This window comes from Bacillus sp. FSL R12-0074, from assembly GCF_038005725.1.
In the GTDB taxonomy this organism is placed as follows: domain Bacteria; phylum Bacillota; class Bacilli; order Bacillales; family Bacillaceae_G; genus Bacillus_A; species Bacillus_A mycoides.
This window is the reverse complement of sequence record NZ_JBBOTR010000010.1, coordinates 1-7203: the sequence shown is the minus strand read 5'-3', so window position 1 is coordinate 7203 and position 7203 is coordinate 1. Positions and strand designations below refer to the sequence as shown.

General features: G+C 34.0%; 8 protein-coding genes and 1 pseudogene. 3 read left to right on the top strand and 6 right to left on the bottom strand.

All coding sequences use genetic code 11. From position 1 onward, the window contains the following. Nucleotides 1-21: 21 nt before the first annotated feature. Nucleotides 22-339 carry a MazG nucleotide pyrophosphohydrolase domain-containing protein gene (locus NSS97_RS30330; protein WP_107888446.1) on the top strand — a complete coding sequence of 106 codons (318 nt, stop codon included), beginning with the start codon at nucleotides 22-24 and terminating at the stop codon, nucleotides 337-339. 914 nt (nucleotides 340-1253) lie between these two features. Here the strand turns inward: NSS97_RS30330 and NSS97_RS30325 are convergent. Together NSS97_RS30325 and NSS97_RS30320 are read right to left on the bottom strand one after the other, a co-directional pair. After that, a complete protein-coding gene (locus NSS97_RS30325) occupies nucleotides 1254-1868 on the bottom strand; it encodes a hypothetical protein (protein WP_098609312.1) in 615 nt (204 codons plus the stop codon). 213 nt (nucleotides 1869-2081) lie between these two features. Continuing rightward, a pseudogene (locus NSS97_RS30320) lies at nucleotides 2082-2636 on the bottom strand (plasmid recombination protein); the annotation flags it as partial. Between the two features lie 566 nt (nucleotides 2637-3202). On the opposite strand from NSS97_RS30320, the gene NSS97_RS30315 reads away from it, so the two are divergent. Further along, on the top strand, nucleotides 3203-3424 hold the full coding sequence (locus NSS97_RS30315) for a hypothetical protein (protein ID WP_002192151.1): 222 nt from the start codon (nucleotides 3203-3205) through the stop codon (nucleotides 3422-3424). A 488-nt stretch (nucleotides 3425-3912) separates the two neighbouring features. On the opposite strand, the gene NSS97_RS30310 is transcribed toward NSS97_RS30315, so the two are convergent. The 3 genes from NSS97_RS30310 to NSS97_RS30300 form a co-directional block, all read right to left on the bottom strand. Beyond that, nucleotides 3913-4365, bottom strand: a complete 453-nt coding sequence (locus NSS97_RS30310) for a CBO0543 family protein (protein WP_107888442.1) — start codon at nucleotides 4363-4365, stop codon at nucleotides 3913-3915. Between the two features lie 218 nt (nucleotides 4366-4583). After that, a complete protein-coding gene (locus NSS97_RS30305; protein WP_107888443.1) occupies nucleotides 4584-4775 on the bottom strand; it encodes a hypothetical protein in 192 nt (63 codons plus the stop codon). A gap of 233 nt (nucleotides 4776-5008) precedes the next feature. Continuing rightward, complete coding sequence (locus tag NSS97_RS30300) at nucleotides 5009-5647, bottom strand: helix-turn-helix domain-containing protein (protein ID WP_107888444.1); 639 nt, start codon at nucleotides 5645-5647, stop codon at nucleotides 5009-5011. A 484-nt stretch (nucleotides 5648-6131) separates the two neighbouring features. Here NSS97_RS30300 and NSS97_RS30295 point away from each other — a divergent pair, with 484 nt between their 5' ends. Beyond that, nucleotides 6132-6443, top strand: a complete 312-nt coding sequence (locus NSS97_RS30295) for a hypothetical protein (RefSeq protein ID WP_088038992.1) — start codon at nucleotides 6132-6134, stop codon at nucleotides 6441-6443. Between the two features lie 97 nt (nucleotides 6444-6540). On the opposite strand, the gene NSS97_RS30290 is transcribed toward NSS97_RS30295, so the two are convergent. Next, entirely contained in the window at nucleotides 6541-7122 is a 582-nt protein-coding gene (locus NSS97_RS30290; protein ID WP_107888445.1) for a TIGR00730 family Rossman fold protein, read from the bottom strand. Nucleotides 7123-7203 lie beyond the last annotated feature (81 nt).

Sequence of the window (7203 nt, the reverse complement as noted above, 5' to 3'; positions counted from 1 at the left end):
AATGGAAGGTGGAACCAATCAATGAATGTCACAGAATTTCAACAGTGGGTAAAGGACTATTACAAAATGAGAGGTTGGTCAGATTTAGATATTTTTATTCGAATTGGTTTTCTTGCTGAAGAAACAGGTGAAGTAGCACGAGCTATTAGAGCTTTAGAAATTGGAAGGGATAGACCAGACGAAGTAGCTGGAACTTGGGAAGAAAATAAGAAAGAATTAACGGAGGAACTAGGAGATGTGTTAGGGAACTTAATTGTTATTGCTAACAAATATGATATTTCTTTAGAAGAGGTTTTTAAATCACATAAAGAGAAACTTGCAGAGCGTTATTCTAATTAAAAATTAGAAGTTACATAATACAATTAGAGAAATATATATCAACAGAAGGGAGACAGCATATTTAGTCTCCTTTTAATACTTAGTTCCTATAATCCTGAGTTACGTTAACAAAAAATAGGTTGGGTACCTTTTGGATGTCCAAAAGGTACCCAACCTATTCGATTTATAATTTTATGAATCTTTTTTTCGCCTTCTTTATCATCCGCAGCATCTAGATGCATTTTATTTACCTCGACCAAAAGTCATCCGATTTCACGTTTGGATCTATTTGTCGCAATGCCCTCAATACTTTTTGCATGGTTCGTTGATTAGAAGCATGCTTTGCCGTAAAGGTTAAATCTGTAACGGTATTTTTGCTCAATCCACTAGTTTTTTGCAACCATCAAAAGTAGTTGTGATTATAAGGTTTCCCTTTGCTTTTTGGCAAGAGTGTTGGCTCGTCGTGTGGGGGCGAAACCCCACGTATTAAACGTATCAATATATAGTATAAGAACTATTTTTAAGCGATTGATCTAAGCGGTTCGGCTCGTATACTTGCTAGTCCAAGTCGAGAACCATTATTTTGCTTTTTGTCTATCGGCTTGGCGATATAAGCAAATCGAGCCGAAAAAAGTTCCGCAAGGACTATATATAAAAGAAAAGGCGTTAGCCTTTAGGTGAGGATGAACGAACCGACTTTTTTATATAGAGGGTGGAGATTTTTGAGTGTTCTTTTCAAAAATACAACCCGTTCCTTGCGGAACTTTTAGCCTTTATATATAGAGTGAGAAGAGAGAGAGTTTTAAAAGTGGTATAAAACGTTGATATAACTAGGTTTATGATGTTTTTCGTGTGTATCGAAAACAATACACATTCGTATCGAAAACAATACACACGAAAATGAGTAAAAAAATAAGATTGACTAATTGTCAATCTTAAAATAATTTATCTGGTAACTCTTTCAATATCTTCATTTTCATAGCTTTATAAAAGATCGCTTTAAGTGCTTCATTTACATTATCCTTATCTCCTGCATAAATAATGTGCGGATTTACAAATAATGAATAAGCTTTTGCATTATTTCCTTCAATTCCACTTTCAGCTTTCGCTAATATCCCTTTTTTAACCAAAGAATTTACTGAAAGACTTGTATTCGCTCGTGTTAATCCAATTTTTTTTGCAAGTCCTGAAATATTCAATGGAACTGGATTTTTTGATTTCACATCCTCAACAATACAGTTTGAATTAAAAGCAATCGAAGAAACAATATCAATTAAAAATGCTTTTTCTTTAGCTGTAAAGTATTCCCTTTCCCTTAAAAATTCATAATTACTTTGCAAAATTTGAGCAAACCTCACTTTCGACTGAGGACTTTTTTTAGTACCTATGTAAAGCTCTTTACCAGTAGCTTTAGCCATAGTTTCCATGGCTTTTTCTAATTCAACTTCTGAAACATCATTATATAACTCTTGAAATTTTTCATTTTCAATTTCTAAATCTCTTTTTCTAGCATTTCTTTCAGCTTGTCCAAAATCTACAACTTTTGTCATAAAATAATTCTCTCCCTTAGTGGAAGGAATCAACTAACCTATGCTACAATGTGTATAGAATATATATTAGGTTGATTCCAACCTGATTATGAAAAACCGCCTGTCCGCCAAGACATTGGGCGGTTTTTTCGTCTTTCTCTATAATAACATGGAATCTCTTACTAAGGATTCCCATCTGTTGCAAAAACACAACATTCAATCCTCTTTTTCTGCTTCAAACGCACCCCAATTAGCAATTAATTCTGTTTCTTTTCCTTCTATTTCTTGCTGTTGCAAGGCTCTATCCATTCCGACACGCCTCGTTAATCCTCGACTACTTTCGAAATTCGGTACATAGTTAATATGTAAATGCGGATTGGCTTCATCATTATGTAAAACCATGTTATAAACTATTAGATTTTGATTTCGCTCTTGAAACGCCTCAGCATAGCGCTTCAGTGCTTCTTTTTTAGCTTCCCTATACTTTGGGTCGTCTTTGCCTTCCCCAATCGCTACAACCAATTCTCGTTGCTCATGTGTCTTATCGTCTTTATGTATTTTGTCATAGTAGTCCTGAATCTTACGGTCATTCCGTTTTTGTTTCTCATTATATTTGTCGACTGCTTCTTGAAAAACATCCTTGTATACACTTCGGATGTCTTTTTGAATAAAATAGATATTCTCGTCTAACCTAGCTGGATCTATACCAGGATTCCCATGAATATTTTCCCTGTTATTATGGCTCAATGAACTTTGGTAAGATTGATTAAATGAGATAGAACCCAACATAAAGTACCACCACTTCCCCTAGATTAATTGATACCATAAGTCTAGCAAAGCGACGAAATGGAGTCAATTAACGTAACCCTATACGTGTTTTGACGCTATCGCATCAAAACAGATAGGGGTCTGCGACGCTCTTCGGCTCTGCCGAGCCACGTCCTACGTGGCAAAACAAAACCTTGGGCTTTGCCCAAACCCACTGGGGAACTCTTCCCCAGACCCCCTCAATCAAACTCCCCAACCCCTCAATCCTTGAGGGGCTCCCTCGCCGGTTGGCATCCCCAAAACGGTTCGTTTTGAGGAAATGCCAAGAGGGTGATACTTCAGCTGCACGTATCAACTCCTTAATGCTCCTTTCATGGATCAGCACAAACCGCTGAACCATTCCAGTCCGCTTACCGTTGACACTTACCGATTATTTTCCCTCTCCCAATAATCATTTCGCGAGTTGTTCCAATCGCTTATTAAATCTTCTGTCATAAGCAATATAACCATTCCCCTGGCGTGACCCCGTTTAGTTTTTAGACATATTATATAAATGTTTATTTGATTATTAACTGAGGTGAATTATTGTGATAAATCCTTACTATATTAAAAACAGGGCAATAGGCGGAGTCTATACAACCCATGGAGCTCAATCAACAATGCATGCAGTATATCATGCAATGCAACATATGCCATACTATCATCATCCAGCTATACCTTATCATGAAACCATACAATATTATCCAGCTATAGAATATACATCTCAAAGTATATATCCTACTACTTTTACAACAATTCCATTTTATTAACATTCTCTTGTTTTTAGTCTGTTCGGTTTGGCGACATACCACCCACCGCCGAAATCCATTCTTTGCGCTTTCCCCTTTTTTTGGGGTGTGAGTGCAAAGAATGGGGTAAAGCGAAGCGAGGGACTAGCCACTTTTAGTGTCATAGAAATCTAGAGTAAGAGTTAAATTCATGGACAGCTGATCTAAGCGGTTCGGCAGGTACAATTGCTAGTGCAAGTCGTGCTACCTAAATCCTCGTTTTTGTTATTCTCGAAAGTAAACTTTTAAATATTAGTTTACTTTCATTTCCTTGATTTTATTGACTCTATTTCAATTTACCCATTCCCTCCAAAATCACTAATAAAAGTATACATTCAAAATACAACAAATAAAGAAGTTAGAGTACTATGAACAAAAAAGAAAAAAGCTAGCTCCATGCTAGCTTTTTTACATAATTTTCGTTATCGGCAATCGAAAATATTCGAGTTTTATTATATTGCCTTCAAAAATTAGCTAATAACTTGTAACTTTCTTAAATAGAGATAATACCAGTAAACCCAAATATAAGGGATGATATAAGAAAAAAATGTCCAGATAATATTCCATCCGTTACCATATACGACTTTCCCACTTAAAACCAATGTCATTTCAAGGAGAGTAGTAAATAGCGATATAAAAAAGACCATCAAGTAAGGTCTTTTGGTTTTCTTTATAAAGAATATCAAGTAACTTGCCAAAATCGGATAAAGTCCTATATTGAAAGGTAAGCCAGACAAAGTTTTTTGATCAAGGAAAGGAGCAATTCTCCAAAAGCCACAATAAAAGCCGAATTCATTTACGACAAAAGCAACGACACAACAAAATGAGCCAATCAGAGGTATAATTCTTCTCTCCTTTTTGTAAAGGTGAAAAATTCCAACACTCCAAGGTAACACAAATGCAATTAGAATATTAAATAACATCTTGACTCTACCTTCCTTTCCTTATAAGCATCTTCACCTTCCTCCTTATAATTTAAACTAAAAAAGTTTTCCAAACCAACGCAACATGATAATTACAATCAACTGAGTTATGATTAAATTATAAGGCTGCTTAACTCTTATTTTGTTCTCAAAAATATATCCCATATACACATCTAGTTTACATAAAACCACTTAACGGTAGTAAAAAAACACTGGTATTACACCAGTGTTTTTTTCTTTTGTCCTTCTTGATAATAAGCATATAAATTGTAGATTAAGGCTAATAAAATTAATACAAATAATACATAATTATGGATCTGGGCCGTTCCATTTATCATTTTACGTACATCACTTAGTAATCCTATTGTACAAAGAATTAATAATACAATAGTAGATCCCTTTAATTTCATAATATCAACCCCTTTAAACTTCAAATGCAAATAATATGATATCAATTATATTTTACCATTTAATATTTATAATTTCACTTTTATATAATTCTAGTTTCCATAAGATATCATTATCGGTAGCAGACAAAAAAGCCCATCTTTTTTTTCATAAAGGATCAGCTTGTTTATCTTTCTATTATTCTAAACAACTTATTAAAAAGAATATAATACAACCAAGTATTAAACCCTGTATCTTACCATCTCTTCCACCAAGGTTTTTTAGCTTCTTGATAAATTTCTTCGATTTTTTTATCAAAAGCTGTATCTCGTTTTGCAATATATTCAATCATTTTTTGCATATCTTCAATTTGTTGATCTTTTTCTTTTTCCCTTTTTTGAGATTCCAACAACTGTTTTTTTATTTCAATTTCAGTTTCTTCAGATGCTTGCAACTTAGAAATTATCATTTGGTTTTGTTCTTCAATTTGTTCTATTTGCTTTTGAAATGAATTTGCTAATTTCTGAATCTCATATTGCATTTTGTGCGGAATTAAATCGTTCTTTAATTCCTTATTTATCAATGGTTGCACGCTTTGTATCGGTGATTCTTTCTTCTGTCTTCGTATCACTGCTACGGAAGCCGCCATATCAAGGTTTACTCCAGCTTCTTTTCTAGCTTGAATCAAATCTCTAAATGTTAACTCATCTATATCAGTAAAAATCCTTGTATTGTTTTCATTTTTCCGAAAAACATACCCTGCTTTTTCAAGGGATTGGGCGTACTTCCTAACTGTACTTTCAGCAATTCCAAATGTTTTAGCAATATCATGACTTTTTAATTCCTTAGGGATTCCCTCTAACAATTCAACTTTTGTATCACCCGTATCGGCCATCGCTACCACCTCTTTCTATTTTTATAAGCGATATATCGGCGATATAATATAAATAAATAACACTTGAAATAAACATAACAAAAAATAAACAAGAATACACAAAAAATTTCAGACAAATTAAGCATATACTCGTCTTTTTTAAACATCAACATACACTATGATTTAAAACAATCATAATCAAATTTATACAAGATTGTATACAAAAAAAGGGGAAAGAAAATAGCAAGAATCTCCAGAATCCTTGCTATACCAATAATGTATAAAACCATGCATATAAATTGGACAAGTGTAGAAACAAGAAACCTAGAAAAGACAAGGATTCTCGTAAAACTTTGCTACCGATAATAGGACGTTATGTTAACCAAACATGAATAGAATATACTATAAAAATCTACTGATTTTTTCACATATTCTATGATAAGGTGGTTGTAAATGGAAATGTATACAATCATTAGAAAATATATAGGAGTGACAGAGGAATATTATGAGATATCCTAATAATCTTTATGTAATACTGTTTCTTATAATTGGCACTGCAATATTCGTAATTATAAAGGCTTATTCACCAAAAATTGAGGCTAAAAATCTATCATTTATAATGGTCAGCTTAGGGGTGAATCTACTCACAATTCCAGTCGCATTTTTTATAGGTGCAATGACAACAGACTCTCCAGATAGTACTGAACTTCTTTTTTGGGGAGTATTTCTCTTTATTCAGGGAATACCGCTCCTCATACTAATTCTAGCTTTGATATGGTGGTTTATCCGCAAGGGCAAAGAAAAAATCGACACATAGAATTTTAAAATGACTTCCAATAACGAATGTTATGGTAAGTTAAAATGCAAATAATTTGAAAACAGGATTAGATATTAACTAATCCTGTTTTTCCTTATTAGCTTTGAGCTTTTGTAATATATGTTTTAACTGAAGGTGCTTGATATGTATTGAATTGATCGAGTAACCCTTGTGGTTCTGTATCTACAAGAGCCATAGAACGATATTTTTCCTGTAGGAATTGCTCTTCTGTCATGTGATTAAATAAGGACATAAGTGGTGTGTAATAATTATTAATATTTAAGAGTCCGCATGGTTTCTGATGTAATCCTAACTGAGCCCATGTGAAAACCTCAAAGAATTCCTCTAATGTACCTGGACCGCCTGGTAATGCAATGAATCCATCTACTAGTTCTGCTATCTTAGCTTTTCTCTCGTGCATAGACTCAACGACGATAAGCTCTGATAAGTTTTTATGAGAGATTTCCCTTTCCTCAAGGAATGTAGGCATTACTCCAATGACATGTCCACCAGTTTCTAACACGGCATCGGCAACAGCGCCCATTACGCCAACACTTGCGCCCCCATATACAAGCGTAATATTACGCTTAGCAAGCTCTCCTCCTAGAGCTTTTGCTCCTTCAATATAAAGACTAGACGCCCCATTACTTGATCCACAAAATACAGCTATTCTTTTCATAAATATCTCCTCCTAAGTAAATCATCGTTATCGATTATACATAATGATGGATCGTTTGTTAAACTTAGGTGGATTCATAAA

Coding starts and splice junctions, on each gene's coding strand:
- NSS97_RS30305 (WP_107888443.1), bottom strand. CDS start 4,775: ATGAAATTAAAGGGATCTACTATTGTATTATTAATTCTTTGTACAATA.
- NSS97_RS30325 (WP_098609312.1), bottom strand. CDS start 1,868: ATGACAAAAGTTGTAGATTTTGGACAAGCTGAAAGAAATGCTAGAAAA.
- NSS97_RS30295 (WP_088038992.1), top strand. CDS start 6,132: ATGAGATATCCTAATAATCTTTATGTAATACTGTTTCTTATAATTGGC.
- NSS97_RS30290 (WP_107888445.1), bottom strand. CDS start 7,122: ATGAAAAGAATAGCTGTATTTTGTGGATCAAGTAATGGGGCGTCTAGT.
- NSS97_RS30310 (WP_107888442.1), bottom strand. CDS start 4,365: ATGTTATTTAATATTCTAATTGCATTTGTGTTACCTTGGAGTGTTGGA.
- NSS97_RS30300 (WP_107888444.1), bottom strand. CDS start 5,647: ATGGCCGATACGGGTGATACAAAAGTTGAATTGTTAGAGGGAATCCCT.
- NSS97_RS30330 (WP_107888446.1), top strand. CDS start 22: ATGAATGTCACAGAATTTCAACAGTGGGTAAAGGACTATTACAAAATG.